Here is a 281-nt window from a genome sequence, read left to right on the forward strand (position 1 = left end):
GACGGTCGAAGGTCAGGACGCCGTCCGGTTTCGGATAGGCGATCGGCTTGTGCATCGAGGCAGGCTCCAGGCTCTGCGCATCGGTCTTGCCGTGTTTCAGCGTGCCGAAGACGGAAAAGCCGAACAGCGTATTGGTCCACATGTCGAAGCCGCCGAGCGCCACGCCAAGGGCGGTGCCGAACTTCGACCACAGCGGCTTGACGTTCCTCACCCGCTTCAGGTCGCGGCCGATGTCGCCCTTGCGCCATTCGTTCTCGATCTCGGCGACCTCGTCATGGCTG

General features: G+C 63.7%; 1 pseudogene. It reads right to left on the bottom strand.

Annotated features, from left to right (window positions below):
- Nucleotides 1–281, bottom strand: a pseudogene (locus ACMUVN_RS33345) (electron transfer flavoprotein-ubiquinone oxidoreductase); the annotation flags it as partial.

Origin of the sequence: Rhizobium sp. IY2, from assembly GCF_047532935.1 — a bacterium.
GTDB classification, from domain to species: Bacteria; Pseudomonadota; Alphaproteobacteria; order Rhizobiales; family Rhizobiaceae; genus Rhizobium; species Rhizobium anhuiense.